The 14,597-nt window shown below is 40.7% G+C and carries 15 protein-coding genes, 1 pseudogene and 2 riboswitches; of the genes and pseudogenes, 2 read left to right on the top strand and 14 right to left on the bottom strand.

Going from position 1 to position 14,597, the window contains the following annotated elements; translation table 11 throughout:
- A pseudogene (locus HT723_RS01690) lies at window positions 1-313 on the top strand (IS630 family transposase); the annotation flags it as partial.
- A 118-nt stretch (window positions 314-431) separates the two neighbouring features.
- On the opposite strand, the gene HT723_RS01685 reads toward HT723_RS01690, so the two are convergent.
- From HT723_RS01685 to HT723_RS01665, 5 genes are all read right to left on the bottom strand, one after another.
- On the bottom strand, window positions 432-779 hold the full coding sequence (locus HT723_RS01685) for a VOC family protein (RefSeq protein WP_054388071.1): 348 nt from the start codon (window positions 777-779) through the stop codon (window positions 432-434).
- 110 nt (window positions 780-889) lie between these two features.
- Complete coding sequence (spxB, locus tag HT723_RS01680) at window positions 890-2,665, bottom strand: pyruvate oxidase (protein ID WP_172930366.1); 1,776 nt, start codon at window positions 2,663-2,665, stop codon at window positions 890-892.
- Window positions 2,666-2,870: 205 nt separating this feature from the next.
- Window positions 2,871-5,114, bottom strand: coding sequence for a heavy metal translocating P-type ATPase (locus HT723_RS01675; protein WP_172930367.1), 2,244 nt, complete (start codon window positions 5,112-5,114; stop codon window positions 2,871-2,873).
- A 9-nt stretch (window positions 5,115-5,123) separates the two neighbouring features.
- Window positions 5,124-5,495, bottom strand: a complete 372-nt coding sequence (locus HT723_RS01670) for a cupredoxin domain-containing protein (protein ID WP_000935054.1) — start codon at window positions 5,493-5,495, stop codon at window positions 5,124-5,126.
- Between the two features lie 10 nt (window positions 5,496-5,505).
- Window positions 5,506-5,901, bottom strand: coding sequence for a CopY/TcrY family copper transport repressor (locus HT723_RS01665; protein WP_050967707.1), 396 nt, complete (start codon window positions 5,899-5,901; stop codon window positions 5,506-5,508).
- 183 nt (window positions 5,902-6,084) lie between these two features.
- Window positions 6,085-6,183, top strand: a riboswitch (TPP riboswitch).
- 83 nt (window positions 6,184-6,266) lie between these two features.
- On the opposite strand from HT723_RS01665, the gene thiD reads away from it, so the two are divergent.
- A complete protein-coding gene (gene thiD / locus HT723_RS01660; RefSeq protein ID WP_172934500.1) occupies window positions 6,267-7,058 on the top strand; it encodes a bifunctional hydroxymethylpyrimidine kinase/phosphomethylpyrimidine kinase in 792 nt (263 codons plus the stop codon).
- Between the two features lie 163 nt (window positions 7,059-7,221).
- Here the strand turns inward: thiD and thiE (HT723_RS01655) are convergent, their stop codons facing one another.
- The 9 genes from thiE (HT723_RS01655) to thiM form a co-directional block, all read right to left on the bottom strand.
- Window positions 7,222-7,854: a thiamine phosphate synthase gene (gene thiE / locus HT723_RS01655; RefSeq protein WP_023941452.1), complete on the bottom strand. Its 633-nt coding sequence runs from the start codon at window positions 7,852-7,854 to the stop codon at window positions 7,222-7,224.
- A complete protein-coding gene (locus HT723_RS01650) occupies window positions 7,847-8,650 on the bottom strand; it encodes a hydroxyethylthiazole kinase (RefSeq protein ID WP_172930369.1) in 804 nt (267 codons plus the stop codon). Before HT723_RS01650 ends, thiE (HT723_RS01655) begins: the two co-directional genes overlap by 8 nt.
- Window positions 8,650-9,174: an energy coupling factor transporter S component ThiW gene (gene thiW / locus HT723_RS01645; RefSeq protein ID WP_054386266.1), complete on the bottom strand. Its 525-nt coding sequence runs from the start codon at window positions 9,172-9,174 to the stop codon at window positions 8,650-8,652. Before thiW ends, HT723_RS01650 begins: the two co-directional genes overlap by 1 nt.
- A gap of 5 nt (window positions 9,175-9,179) precedes the next feature.
- The gene (gene tenA / locus HT723_RS01640) at window positions 9,180-9,869 is read right to left on the bottom strand and encodes a thiaminase II (protein ID WP_054388066.1); all 690 of its coding nucleotides are present in this window, start codon (window positions 9,867-9,869) and stop codon (window positions 9,180-9,182) included.
- Window positions 9,870-9,879: 10 nt separating this feature from the next.
- Window positions 9,880-10,530 (bottom strand): energy-coupling factor transporter transmembrane component T, encoded by a 651-nt coding sequence (locus HT723_RS01635; RefSeq protein ID WP_172930370.1) that lies wholly within the window; start codon window positions 10,528-10,530, stop codon window positions 9,880-9,882.
- A 1-nt stretch (window position 10,531) separates the two neighbouring features.
- Entirely contained in the window at window positions 10,532-11,917 is a 1,386-nt protein-coding gene (locus HT723_RS01630; RefSeq protein WP_172930371.1) for an ABC transporter ATP-binding protein, read from the bottom strand.
- Window positions 11,918-12,478: an ECF transporter S component gene (locus HT723_RS01625; RefSeq protein WP_000915286.1), complete on the bottom strand. Its 561-nt coding sequence runs from the start codon at window positions 12,476-12,478 to the stop codon at window positions 11,918-11,920.
- 261 nt (window positions 12,479-12,739) lie between these two features.
- Window positions 12,740-12,828: riboswitch (TPP riboswitch) on the bottom strand.
- Between the two features lie 208 nt (window positions 12,829-13,036).
- Complete coding sequence (gene thiE / locus HT723_RS01620; RefSeq protein WP_172930372.1) at window positions 13,037-13,666, bottom strand: thiamine phosphate synthase; 630 nt, start codon at window positions 13,664-13,666, stop codon at window positions 13,037-13,039.
- A 1-nt stretch (window position 13,667) separates the two neighbouring features.
- Window positions 13,668-14,450 (bottom strand): hydroxyethylthiazole kinase, encoded by a 783-nt coding sequence (gene thiM, locus HT723_RS01615; protein WP_050262178.1) that lies wholly within the window; start codon window positions 14,448-14,450, stop codon window positions 13,668-13,670.
- Between the last annotated feature and the right edge of the window lie 147 nt (window positions 14,451-14,597).

Raw genomic sequence — 14,597 nt, 5'->3', positions numbered from 1 at the left:
AAATCTCAATTCAAGAAGACAAGAAAGCGCTTTAAAACCAGTAGGCATTTTCGTAAGGTTTGCTTGATGTACCAAGATGAGGCTGGTTTCGGTAGAATCAGTAAACTGGGATCTTGTTGGTCTCCAATAGGAGTAGGTCCACATGTCCATAGTCACTATATACGAGAATTTCGCTATTGTTATGGAGCTGTTGATGCCCATATTGGAAGATATCATGAATCAACTTCAAGATGTTATACAAGGACTGGAGAAGGAGGTGATAAAGTCCATCGTTAATCGGAGATGGACTAGAATGCTTTTTGAAAGCATATGAGTATTATATGCAATTTCTTTATAATAAAAAGACCGGATTGCTCCGATCTTTTCAATAGTTCGTATTCTCAATTTCTGTTTTAAAAATAGCTAAGGTTAACGTCAAATGACTAAGCACCTTATTTCATACGATAAAAATCAATCACTAGACCAGCAGGACCTTTAACTAATAAGGACTCTGTTCCCCAATCCGTTTCACAAATACCGTGTAAAATCTCGACACCAATCTCTTTTAAACGTTGGTAATTCTGATTTAGATCCTCAACCTCGATATGAAGAATGATTCCTGACTGAAAGTTTTCCAAAGGAACCAAATGATTTTGAGACAACATCAGACAGTGACTGCCAATCGTAAACTGAGCAAAACCATCATCAGCATAATCTGCCTTTTTATCCAATATATGCTCCAAGTCAGTACAAACTTGGGGAACATTTGAAACGATAATATCTAATTGATTTAAATTCATTTACTCTCCTCCATAAAAAGACCGGATTGCTCCGATCTTTTAAAGTTCCGCTCTATGAAAATCAAAGAATAAAGTCTACAAGTTTCATATTTGATTTTCGGCGAGAGGAATTATTTAATTGCGCGTGATTGTAACCCTTCTTCTTCCAAGAAGAGACGGAATGGTACGAGTTCTTCTGCTTCGTATTTTTCCTTGAAGGCTTTGATAGCTTCTTCTGAGTGAAGTTTTGGATCCAATTCAAGTACTTCTACTGGAAGTGGACGGTGTGGAGTGATGCGAGCATCGATTACAATAGTTTTACCTTCTTTGTTGAGTTTAACAGCTTCTGCAACAACTGCATCGATGTCTTCGATACGGTCAACTGTAAATCCTACAGCACCTTGCGCTTCAGCGATTTTCGCATAGTCAGCATTAGAGAAGTCACAACCAAATAAGTGTTTGTTTGTGTCTTCGTATTTGTCCTTGATGAAGGCATATTTACCATTTGAGAAGACAACGTTGATAACTGGAAGGTCGTATTGAACATTTGTGATAACGTCTGGGTAGCACATGTTGAATGCACCGTCACCCATGATGTTCCATACTTGGCGAGCTGGATTGTCTTTCTTAGCAGCGATACCACCAGGAAGGGCAATACCCATTGTCGCAAAGAGTGGAGATGTACGCCACATGTTCTTAGGTGTCATGTGAAGGTGACGAGTAGATGTTTGAGTAGTGTCACCTACGTCGATTGAGTAGATAGCGTCTTGATCAGCATGTTTGTTGATTGCATTGTAAACTTGATACAATTGCAATTCACCCTCAGTTTTACCTTCGAGTTTGTTCATGTAATCACGCCAGTTTTGGTTGTTCTTCACGTTTGCACGCCACCATGGAGTAGATTCAACTGGATTCACTTTGTCAAGGATTGCTTTGGCTGCTTGACCTGCATCACCAAGGATTGAAGCGTCAAGGGCGTGACGTTTACCAAGTTTGTAAGGGTCAATATCAACTTGAATGAACTTTTCAGTGTTCTTGAATGCTTCGTAAACTTCAGCAAATGGGAAGTTTGAACCAAGGAAAAGAACTGTGTCTGCTTCAAAGACCACTTCGTTGGCTGGCTTCCAACCAACACGGTAAGCAGAACCTGTCAAACCTTCATAGTTCCATTCGAAAGCTTCAAAGTTTTTACCAGTTGTGATAATTGGTGCTTTGATTTTACGTGACAATTCAGTGATCACTTCACCAGCTTTAACACCACCGTAACCAGCATAGATAACTGGACGTTCAGCATTGTTCAAGATTTCAACAGCTTTGTCGATTTCAACTTCGTTCAAAGCAGGAGCGATAAATGAACGCTCGTATGAACCTGATCCATAGTATGAGTTTTCGTCGATTTCTTGGAAACCAAAGTTTACTGGGATTTCAACAACAGCTGGACCTTTTTTAGAGACTGCAGCACGGCAAGCTTCGTCGATTACTTTTGGTAATTGCTCAGCGTAAGCTACGCGTTTGTTGTATACAGCGATACCGTTGTACATTGGGTTTTGGTTCAATTCTTGGAAAGCATCCATGTTCAATTCATTAACTGGACGTGATCCAAGGATTGCTAGGAATGGAGTGTTATCCATAGCTGCATCGTAAACACCGTTAATCAAGTGAGTCGCACCTGGACCACCTGAACCAACTGCAACCCCGATTGAGCCACCGAATTTAGCTTGCATAACCGCTGCAAGAGAACCTGTCTCTTCATGGCGAACTTGCAAGAAGCGGATATCTTTGTCTTCAGCCAAAGCGTCCATCAATGAGCTGAGTGTTCCTGATGGGATACCGTAGATTGTATCTACGCCCCATGTTTTCAATACGTTAAGCATTGCTGCAGATGCAGTAATTTTTCCTTGAGTCATAGTGATAACTCTCCTTCAATTTTTTAGACTTGGAGAATACGATTACATAGAATTGGAAACGTTCTCCAAATTTTTACTATTCCACTATATCATATTTATGTTGACTTTTCTAAAAATCTGCTCAAAACTCTCTACTTTCTATTCTAATACAGTTTTGAAAGCGATGCCATTCCTGTTTTATAACAAAGAAATCTAGTCATTACTTTTAGTCTATTTTACTAAAGTTTAGTAAGAGTGAACTAGTCAGAACAGATACAGAACTAAAGGCCATGGCTAGACCTGCCAATTCTGGAGTGAGCGCCAGTCCAACACCAGAAAAGACTCCTGCTGCAATCGGAATTCCGACGACATTGTAGATAAAGGCCCAGAAAAGATTGAGCAGAATTCGATTAAAGGTTTTCTTACTCATGTCAAAGGCACGCACCACGCCTAGGAGGTTATTGATTGTCAACACTAAATCTGCTGACTCGATGGCAATATCTGTTCCAGCCCCCATAGCAATTCCCACATCTGCTACACTGAGGGCAGGGGCATCATTGATACCGTCCCCAACAAAGGCTACTTTACCAGCTGATTGTAGTTTATGAATTTCATGGGCTTTTTCTTCTGGCAAGACACCTGCAATGACCTCTTCGATTCCGATCTGATCGGCAATAGCACGCGCCACACCTGCATTATCTCCTGTCAGCATGACTGTTTTAAGGCCACGCTTTTTCAACTGACTGATGGCTAGCTTGGCATTTTCCTTGGGAATATCTTGTAGTGCAAGCAAGCCTTTGATTTCATTGTCAACAGCCAAGAACACAACTGTCTTAGCTTCTTTTTCTAGTTCTTCTAGTTTATCTTGATAAGTGCTAGAAATGTTCATGCCATCCAGCATTTTAGCATTTCCAAGCAAAACTTGTTTTCCATTGATTTGCCCTGAGACACCTTTTCCGTGCAAGGCTTGGAAATTTTCAACAGTGTGAAACTCAAGTCCAGCTTCAGTCGCTCGCTTAACAATAGCCTCAGCCAGTGGGTGTTGAGAAGCTTCTTCCAGGGAGGCTGCCAATCCAAGCACTTCTACTTCGTCGCCGATGATATCTGTGACCACAGGTTTCCCTTCCGTCAAGGTCCCTGTTTTATCAAAGACAATAGTTTGAACTTTCTGGATTTCCTGTAGAACCGTTCCATTTTTGAGGAGAACTCCCATCTTGGCACTGCGACCTGTCCCCACCATAAGGGCTGTCGGTGTTGCAAGTCCCAATGCACAAGGGCAGGCAATAATCAGAACTGCTACTCCATAGAGAAGCGAAGACACAAAGCTCGACCCAAGCACAACTACACTATCCCTGAGCAAGACGAACCAAACCCAAAAGGTCACAATCCCTAAAATGACAACTGCTGGGACAAAAATCCCTGAAATTTTATCCGTCAAGTCCTGAATCGGCGCACGACTTGTCTGAGCTTTCTTCACAAAATCCACAATCTGAGCCAAAACAGTCTCTGAACCGACTTTTTCTGCTCTAAAAACAAGTGTTCCACTATTATTGATGGTTGAGCCAATGACAGTATCTCCAACTGTCTTGTCCACAGGCAGACTCTCACCTGTCACCATAGACTCATCAATACTAGAGACACCTCCTACTACGACACCATCAACCGCAATCTTTTCACCGGGACGCACTCGAATCAGGTCACCTACCTTGACTTGCTCCAAGGGAACTTGAACATAGTTATCCTCACGCAAGACTTCTGCACTTTTAGCCTGCAAGTCAAGTAATTTCTCCACAGCTTGGGAAGTATTTTTCCGCATTTTCTCCTCAAAAACGGCTCCCATAAGAACGAAGAAGAAGATAAATGCAGCACTTTCAAAGTAAACGGGGAGGCCAGCGAAGAGGGCAACTAAGCTATAGAAATAGGCCACTAGGGTTCCCAGCGCAACCAAGGTATCCATGTTGGCATTGTGCTTTTTAAAACTAGCCCAAGCACTTTGGATATAAGGACCACCTGCTACTAGCATAATCGGTGTTGTGGCTAAAAAGGTTCCCCAACGCATGACTTGGTGACTAATTCCTCCTGTCGACATCCCAATCATGAGAATCACAAGAGGCACAGTAAAGATACTAGTAATCCAAAAACGCTGTAAAAGTGATAGAGATTTTCGAGTCTTCTCAACTACGGTATAACTCCCCTTTTGCATCTTCATGCCACAAGAAAATTCATGTTGGCCTAATTCTTGAGGAGTAAAACGAATTGTCTTCTCTTCGTCTACGCCGATTGGTTCCAAGATGCCTTCTTCCTCAAAAAGAATTTCCTTATAACAGTTTGAAGGAGTCACACGATGAAAGGTAATCTCAGCTGGAATTCCCTTTTGAAGCTGAATATGGGCTGGATGATAGCCTTTGTCTGCCGTGATACGGATTTTTTGAACACCATTTTCAAGACTTGCTTTTACAATTTCAGTCATATCATTCTCCTATTCTACAATCATCTTACCGTGCATCATATTCATGCCACAAGAGAAACCATACTCTCCAGCCTGCTCAGGCGTGATTTCCACTATATACTCTTCCCCCATAGGTAGGTCCGCATGTACACCAAAATCTGGAAAAACAATTTGATCCAGACATGGTGAAGGATCCTTGCGGTCAAAGACAATGCGGGCTGGCACTGATTTCTTGAGAATAATCAACTCAGGCGTATAGCCTCCCATGACTTCCACTCGAATCTCTTGGTAGCCCTTTTTTTGCTGGGCCTTTTGTCCAGATTTTTCAGGCTTTTTGAAAAACCAAAACAAGATAAACGCGATAAGGGCAATACAAATAATGGTTACAATACTATTTAACATGACGTCTCCTTTACATACAATTACATTTTACTTCTGTCATAGCGTTTGATTTCTTCTCAGAAATCACAGCTTCCAAGTCTTCCAAGTCAGCCTGAGTAAAATCACATTCAGTAATCAAATCAGCCAACAAGTTCTTAATCCTACGGGAACAAACCTTGTCCTTGATATCTTGGACAAGTAAATCCCGACTTTGATCCAAAGTTAAAAGGGCTGAATAGACAAAGGACTTGCCTTCTTTTTTCCGAGTCAAACACTCTTTCTCAACCAGACGAGCCAAAAGTGTCTGAACTGTGGACTTGGACCAGTCAAACCGCTCCGCCAGAACCCTAATCAAATCTGAACTGGTCTGCTCCCCCTGCATCCAAATAATCTTCATGACCTGCCATTCTGCATCTGAAATCTGCATCATCACACCTCCAAAATCTACATTTGTCGATTACAATTGTCAGTATACTCTTAAAATCTACAATTGTCAATTATTAAAATGCTTATTACTTCTAAAAATAAATTTTTAACTATTTAGTAAACAATTTTCAGTCAAATATTACTATATAAACAATAAAAATATGCTATACTAAAGAAAAAAGAAAACAACCACTAGGGGTGCGTAAAGCTGAGATTAACGACTGTTAGATCCCTCTGACTCAATCTAGGTAATGCTAGCTGATGGAAGTGGAAATGATAATGGGGACTAGCAGTCTTCTATTGCCTTCCTGAAACAGATTAGCTTGTTCTTAAGAATACAAACTTCAGTTGGTTGGGAGGTTTTAGATGACTTATTTACCCGTTGCTTTGACCATTGCAGGGACTGACCCTAGTGGTGGTGCTGGCATTATGGCTGACTTAAAGTCGTTCCAAGCTAGAGATGTCTATGGAATGGCTGTTGTGACTAGCCTTGTTGCTCAAAATACCAGAGGTGTTCAGCTAATCGAGCACGTTTCTCCTCAAATGTCGGAAGCCCAATTGGACAGTGTATTTTCTGATATTCCACCTCAGGCTGTAAAAACAGGAATGTTGGCAACTACTGACATCATGGAAATCATCCAACCCTATCTTAAAAAACTGGATTGTCCCTATGTCCTTGATCCTGTTATGGTTGCTACAAGTGGAGATGCCTTGATTGACTCAGGTGCTAGAGACTATCTCAAAACAAACTTACTACCTCTAGCAACGATTATTACGCCAAATCTTCCTGAGGCAGAAGAGATTGTTGGTTTTTCAATCCATGACCCCGAAGACATGCATCGTGCCGGTCACCTGATTTTAAAAGAGTTTGGTCCTCAGTCTGTGGTCATCAAAGGTGGCCATCTCGAAGGTGGTGCTAAAGATTTCCTCTTTACCAAGGATGAACAATTTGTCTGGGAAAGCCCAAGAATTCAAACCTGTCACACCCATGGTACTGGATGTACATTTGCTGCAGTGATTACGGCTGAACTAGCCAAGGGAAAGAGCCTTTACCAGGCAGTTGATAAGGCCAAGGCCTTTATCACGAAAGCCATCCAAGACGCCCCTCAACTCGGTCATGGTTCTGGCCCAGTCAACCATACAAGTTTTAAAGATTAAGAAAAAAACTCTCTAGTTCCCACTTTAAGGGAATTAGAGAGTTTTTATACTCTTCGAAAATCTCTTCAAACTACGTCAGCTTCTATCTGAAACCTCAAGGCAGGGCTTTGAGCAACCTGCGGCTAGCTTCCTAGTTTGCTCTTTGATTTTCATTGAGTATTAGTTAGGAAATAATGTCATCCAACTTTGATAAAAAGGCTTGGGTTTTTGCCTCAATATCTTCTGCCTGCATCAGATCGCGTACGACTGCTACTCCAGCTATGCCAGTGCCCATAAGCTGGTCAATGTTCTCTGAAGTCAAGCCTCCAATAGCAACTACTGGAATGGCAACCGTTTGGCAAATTGTTTTCAAGGTTGAAATCAGGGTGATAGGCGCATTTTCCTTGGTGGTAGTTGGGAAAATGGCTCCTGTCCCCAAGTAATCTGCACCTGATGTTTCTGCTTCCAGAGCTCTTTTAACCGTTTTAGCGGTGACACCTAGGATTTTATCAGGTCCCAAGACTTGTCGGGCAACCGAAACGGGTAATTCATCATCTCCGATATGCAGACCTGCTGCATCAACCGCAAGACAAACATCCAACCGATCATCGATTATCAAGGGTACCTGATAAACATCTGTTATTTCCTTGACTTGTTTTGCCAGTTGATAATATTGATGGGTTGTGAGATTTTTTTCTCGTAATTGAACTATGGTAACACCTGAACGGCAGGCAGTCTCAACTTTTGCAAGAAAGCTTTCCACGGAATCTTGATAGCGATTGGTTACCAGATATAGTCTAAGTGCTTCTCTATTCATAAACCTCTCCTTTGATGGCATCTAGCCAATTTTCATCTCTTTTGAGGAGCGAAAGCTGATTGAGTACTTGGTAACGAAATTCTTCCAATCCCATTCCTTGAACAACTATTTTCTCAGCAGCGATATTGAGATAAGAGACTGCTAAGCAAGAAGCTTCAAAACCAGTCTTTCCTTGGCTGAGAAAAACAGCTGTTAAGGCTCCAACCAAGTCTCCTGTCCCTGTTATCCAGTCTAACTCTACACAGCCATTCTCCAATACAGCAACCTGATTCTTCGAAACGATAAGATCCTTGGGGCCAGTGACTAAGAATGACATACCAGGATAGGTCTGACACCAGTCTTTCAAGACTTGAAGCAAATCCTCCGTTTCTTGATCTTTAGCACTCGCATCGACCCCAACGCCGTGGTGTTTTAAGCCAACAAGACTTCGAATTTCTGACATGTTTCCTTTAAGGACCGTAGGTCTATAGTCTAAAATGTCTTTAACTAAGCTCTTACGAATGGAGGAAGCCGTTACGCCGACCGCATCTACTACCATTGGAAGAGAAACTTGAGCTGCATACGAGGCTGCCATGCGGATTGCTTTTTCCTTCTCAGCTGACAAATGCCCCAAATTGATGAAGAGAGCCTGACTTTGCTTAGTAAAATCAAGAACCTCACGGGGATCATCTGCCATGACAGGTTTGCATCCCAGAGCCAAAATCCCATTTGCCAGCATCTCACAAGAAATCTCATTGGTCATACAGTGAATAAGAGAACTCGTTTCCAGAGGAAAAGGATTTATCAATTCCTGCATCATTCTATCCTTTCACCAAAGAAATATCCCTGCACTTTTTTAAAGAATTCCTGCTTGATTAAAAATCGAAAAGCAATAAAGGAAATCGCTGTACCAATCAAGGTTGCTCCGAAAAATCGAGGAGTGTAGATAAACCAGCTAAGCTTAGCAGCCGATCCTGTAAAGAGTACCATAACAGGATAGGAAACAATAGAACCAATAATACCTGTTCCCACAATTTCTCCCAAGGCAGAAAAGTAAAATTTTCGACCATACTTATAAAAGAGACCTGCTAGAAGGGCTCCAAAAGTCGCTCCTGTGAGAGCTAAAGGTGGAATCCCTTGAGTTGTCATACGGATAAAAGCTGTCACTGTAGCCATAGCCAAGGCATAAACAGGTCCCATCATGATTCCTGCTAGAATATTGACTACACTGGACATCGGTGCCATTCCCTCAATCCGAAAGATAGGTGTAAGGACTACATCAAGGGCAATCATCATAGATAAAATGGTTAATTTGTGAACTTGTAATTGGTGCTTTCTCATGTTTATTATTCTCCTTTTTCTAAAGACTGTAAATCGCTCTTCCATGTCTGGTGTTGGTAGGCCATTTCCCAAAACTTGGCTTCCATATGAACACTGATGTGGAAGGCATCTAGCATTTTTTTCCTGTCTGTCTCGTCACTTTCTCGATAGAGTTGATTGACCAGCGCTCCCTCCTCTCTGATCTGCTGCTCTAACTCATCCGTAATATAAGTTTCAATCCATTGTTGGTAGAGAGGATTTGGTGATGGTTTAAGATTAAGTGATTTGCCTATATCATGGTATAACCAAGGACAAGGCAGCAAACTTGCAAAGGCAATGGCTAAGTTCGGCTCTGCAAATTGCCTATAAATATGTGAAATGTAATGATAACAGGTTGGAGCGATTGGATGTTGCTCCATTTCCTGGTCGCTGATTGCCAATTCCTTGAAAAATTGTTGGCGAATAAATAACTCACCCTCCACTAGACTCTGAGCATTTTGTTTCAGGAGTCTTTTCATCTCTTGGTTTGAAGTCTTATCAGCCAAAAGGTGATAGATTTCTGAGAAGGCCTTCAGATAGTAGGCATCCTGAATCAGGTAATAGCGGAAAATGGCAGGTTCTAAATTTCCCTCTTGTAATTGTAAAATAAAGGGATGATGAAAGGAAGCCTGCCAAGCTTCCTTGGATAATTCCATCGCAATATCTGTAAATTCCATAATAACTCCTTTATAAAAATAGACTGGTTTGAAGCAATAAAAAGAAAAGCAGGTAGATTAATTTTGTTTTTTTAGCAATATAAAAAGTCCGATAGCGATTCTCCACCTGTGCATGTTCGTCATATCCATGGGCAGACAGAGCTCTCAGGTAAAGATGGCGCCACCTAAAGACTGTCATCAAAACCTTGCTGTAAATCAAGGGCGACCAAAAATGCAGTTCTTGACCACGTAATAGGCAAGCTTCTTTGAGGGATTTGATTTCTTTCTGGATAAGGGGAAAGGAATTGAATACCACAATCAAGGCATAGGACCAAGAGCGTGATAGCCCCTTTTGAGCCAAGTACAAGAGAAGCTCTTTTAGTGAAATAGAGGAAACAAAGACAAGGCCGATACAAACTGTCACAAAGGCCCTCGTTCCAAGCATGACTGCCTGTGAAGCATCTCCGTGTAACTGAACTGCCCAGTAGTTGGCAAAAGATGGTAAAATGGCAAGTATGATCATCCAAGCTAACATTTTAAATCGACGGTAATAGAGCATAAAGAGAATACAAAATGCGACTACCGAAAGATTCAGAGCAATCGAAGGAATGAAAGATGTTTCCAAGGATAAAATCAGCAAGAAGAGACTGATAATCGGTGTCTGGGTTGCTACTTTGACCATACTATCTCACCTCCCCTTGGGTATTGCTACTCTGAGATGTAAGTGGTTTGGTAATGGTCACTTCTTTCACATGCCGAAGACCCTGACTAGTCATCTCAATCCAATAATCAACCACAGAGATCAAAGGATCTAAACGATGGCTAATGATCAAAAAACTTCTTCCTTGATTCCTCTCCTCCACAATCCACTGACAGAAATAATGGCAGGCTCTATCATCCAAACCTGCAAAAGGTTCATCTAGCAAGATCACGGAAGCCTTACTGGTCAAGATGGTCAGGAGCTGAAGAATTTTTTGCTGACCACCACTTAATTGATAGGGACTCTTATCGACTGCCTGCTCCAAATCAAAATATCGTAAAGCTTGAAAAATCCGCTGATTTCTTTCAGAATCAGGTCCATCTAATTGAAGCTCCTCTCGCAGACTGACTCGGATAAACTGCTTCTCAGCTTCCTGAACAACACCCGTCAGATCACGGTACAAACTCTTTTTCTTTTTCAGGACTGTCCCCTTCCATGCAATGCGCCCCTTATACTTTTGAAATTGAAGAATAGACCGAAAGAGGGTTGATTTCCCGACACCATTGTCACCCAGGATACAGGAAATTCCTTGGTAGAATGTGAAATTCGCAATCGAAAGGAGGGAGTGCTTATTCAGCTCACAAGTCATTCTATCCATATGGAATAGTTCTGGGCTAGAAGCAACTTCCTTTGAAGTAACCTGGGTCATATCAGAGGTAGGGATTTGAAACACTTCCCTTAGTTGCCCATCTCTTAGCTCCACCATATGGTCGATATAGGCTTCATAGTCCGTTAAATCATGGTCGCACAAAATAACTGTCCTCCCATTAGAAGCTAACTCTTTTAGAATCTCCAATATCTCTATCCTACTCTTGCGGTCAATGGAAGCAAAAGGCTCATCCAAGAGATAGACCCTAGGATTCATAGCAAAGAGAACAGCCAAAGCAGCTTTTTGCTTTTCCCCACCTGATAAGTGATGAATGGGACGGTGCAAGATTGCCTTGCAGCGACATTGCTGGACTACCTCTGCTATTTTTGAATCAATTTCCTGAAGGTGATGGCCGATATTCTCTAGGGTAAAAACCAACTCCTCAAACAAGTTCTCCATGGTAAATTGATGATTGGGATTTTGAAAGAGAATGCCAACCTTCTGGACACGTGCGATGATAGAAAGCTGACTGACCTCGCTCCCATCTATCAGGACTTGACCACTATAGGGAAGAGAACTGACTTGGGCAATGACTTGAAAAAGGCTGGATTTTCCTGAACCACTGCTCCCAACTAACAAGGTAAAGGCTTGCGCATGAAAAGTAAAATCAAACGGCTCAGAGAAGATTGGGGACTGAATCGCTCGTAGTTCCAGACCCATCTATGCTTTTCCTCCAGTTGCAAACTGATGATAGAGTTTGACAATGGCACGAACCAAGATGGTACAGAAGAAATAAACAGAAATAAAACGTACCACAAGTAAGGAAAGGACAAACGGAAGGGAAAAGGCGTAGTAACCTAACTTAATGTATTCATAGACAAAGCTAACAAGCGTAATCCCAATACTATTAGCAGTTAGAGAGAGCCAACTTTCATAGCGATTCTTAGTTACGATAAAACCAAATTCACTTCCCAAACCTTGAACCAAGCCAGACAAAAGAGCTCCTAGACCAAATTGGCTACCATAAAGGACTTCAGCAAGCGCAGCTAGCACTTCTCCAATCGTTGCACTTCCGACTCTCGGAACAAAGATGGCAGCAATGGGCGCAGCCATACACCAGAGACCGAAGAGGATTTCATTGGCAAAGGCCTGCAAACCAAGAGGTGTTAAGAGTAGACTGAGAATATTATACACATATCCTGAACCAACGAAAACCCCACCAAAAAAGATAGACAAGAAAGCAAGCAAGATAACATCTTTTAACTGCCATTTTTTCAACATAAAAAACTCCTTTTTTAAAAGAAAAGTGGGGCACTCAAGAAGACCGACCTAAATACTTTGTATAGCAGATTGAATTTAGAACAGTACACAGGAATGCTAAAATATTTCTAGAAATTAATTTGAATTTTCTAATTGATTTGTTCGCATCTTATTTCAATCTACTATATCATCTTCATCTAGTTTCGTAAAAGAAAAAACTCTAATTACAGATAGGAATTAGAGTTCAGCTTACAAGATTAGACAGTTCTTTTCGACATACGAAAAAAACATTTCACATTTCCCTTCGCCAGTCTTAACTGTATCAGGTTCAATGGGTATCATCTCAGCCTAAAGCACCCCAAATGCCTTTATTATTTAATTATGTGATTATTATAACACACATTTTATACTAGTTCAAGAAATTGAACTGGAAATACAGCCTTGCACTCACAAAGACAGCAGATCTTTCTTTTGCAAAAAACAAATGACCTGTTTGATGAATTAGCCATTCAAGCTGAATCTAGACATAGCTTTTTAAAAAAGGAAAATCCTACTTACTTAGAATCCAAGGATAGATATCTATTGTTCACTCATTTCCCGAACAGTTTTTTCTATATTTTTTGCATACGATATTGCCGAAATGATTGAAACGCCGTCAACATTGGTCTTTATAATGTCTTTAATATGTTTCGTCTGTATCCCACCAATTGCAACTAAGGGCATTTGTGGCAATAGTTTTCTCATCAATTTAAGACCTTCATAACCTATAGCACCTCCAGCATCATCCTTTGACTGGGTATCAAATACAGGACCAACACCAACATAATCTACATATTCAACTTTTGACTGTTGAAATTCTTTCTCGTTTTTTATAGAAAGACCAATTATTTTATCTGGCATCAATTTTCTAATTTCATCAACTCCAAGGTCATCTTGTCCTACATGTACGCCATCAGCGTCAATTTCCATCGCCAAATCAATATCATCATTAACAATAAACGGAACATTGTATTTTTTACAAAGATCCTGTAGTTTAATTGCTACTTCGACTTTTTCTTTACCTTCTAAGGCTCCCTCACCTTTTTCACGAAATTGAAATAAGGTTATACCACCTTTTAAGGCTTCCTCAACGACTCTATATAGAGCTTTTCCTTGGCAAGTAGCCGTTCCACAAATAAAATATAGTTTTAGTAATTCTTTATGAAACATTTTACTTCACTCTTTTGAATTCCTTTACATCTTCATCTGAAATCTCGTATAAGGCATTCATAAATTCAACTTTAAATGTTCCAGGAAGATGTCCATTTGGACGTTTTTCTGCCATTTCTCCAGCGATATTGTAAACCAACATTGCTGTTTCTAATGATTTCAATTCTTGACCTTTTTCTAGTCCGATAAAGCTTGCTACCACTGCCCCTAATAAACATCCTGTCCCAATGACTTTTGGCATCATGGCACTACCATTATGAATCGTTACCACTTCTCCATTAACAGCAATCGCATCAACTTCTCCAGTCACTACTATTGGAATATGAAACTTAGCGTTGGCTGCTAGAGCAATCTCATCAATATTATCCACACCAGCACTATCTACTCCTTTAGATGCCACATTTATACCTACTAAAGAAGCAATCTCTCCAGCATTCCCCCTAATCGCAGCTAGTTTGTAATTGTTGATTAAATCATCTGCTACTTTTTTTCTATATTCTCCTGCTCCACAGGCTACAGGATCTAAAACTGCTGGGACATTATATTTCTCTGCAATTTTCAGAGCAGCTTGGTATAATTTCCAATTATCATCCGTTAAAGTCCCAATGTTAATCAATAATCCTCCAGCATATTTTAATAGATCTTCTAAGTCTGCTGGGTACTCGCTCATAGCTGGTGATGCACCTAGTGCTACTAATCCATTTGCTGTGAAATTTTTTACCACATCATTGGTGATGCAAATGACCAATGGTGCTTTTTCTTTTAATAATTTTAAACTTGTCATATTGAATTCCTTCCTTTTCACTTTATACGATCTACTGATTTCGGTTTATCTCTATCTTTCGTTAAGAAATTTTTCAGTTACATTGAATGATTTATACTCAATGAAAATCAAAGAACAAACTAGGAAGCTAACCGCAGGTTGCTCAAA

The organism is Streptococcus sp. 2106, from assembly GCF_013277315.1.
Classification (GTDB): Bacteria; Bacillota; Bacilli; order Lactobacillales; family Streptococcaceae; genus Streptococcus; species Streptococcus pseudopneumoniae.
This window is presented reverse-complemented; position numbering and strand designations above follow the sequence as displayed.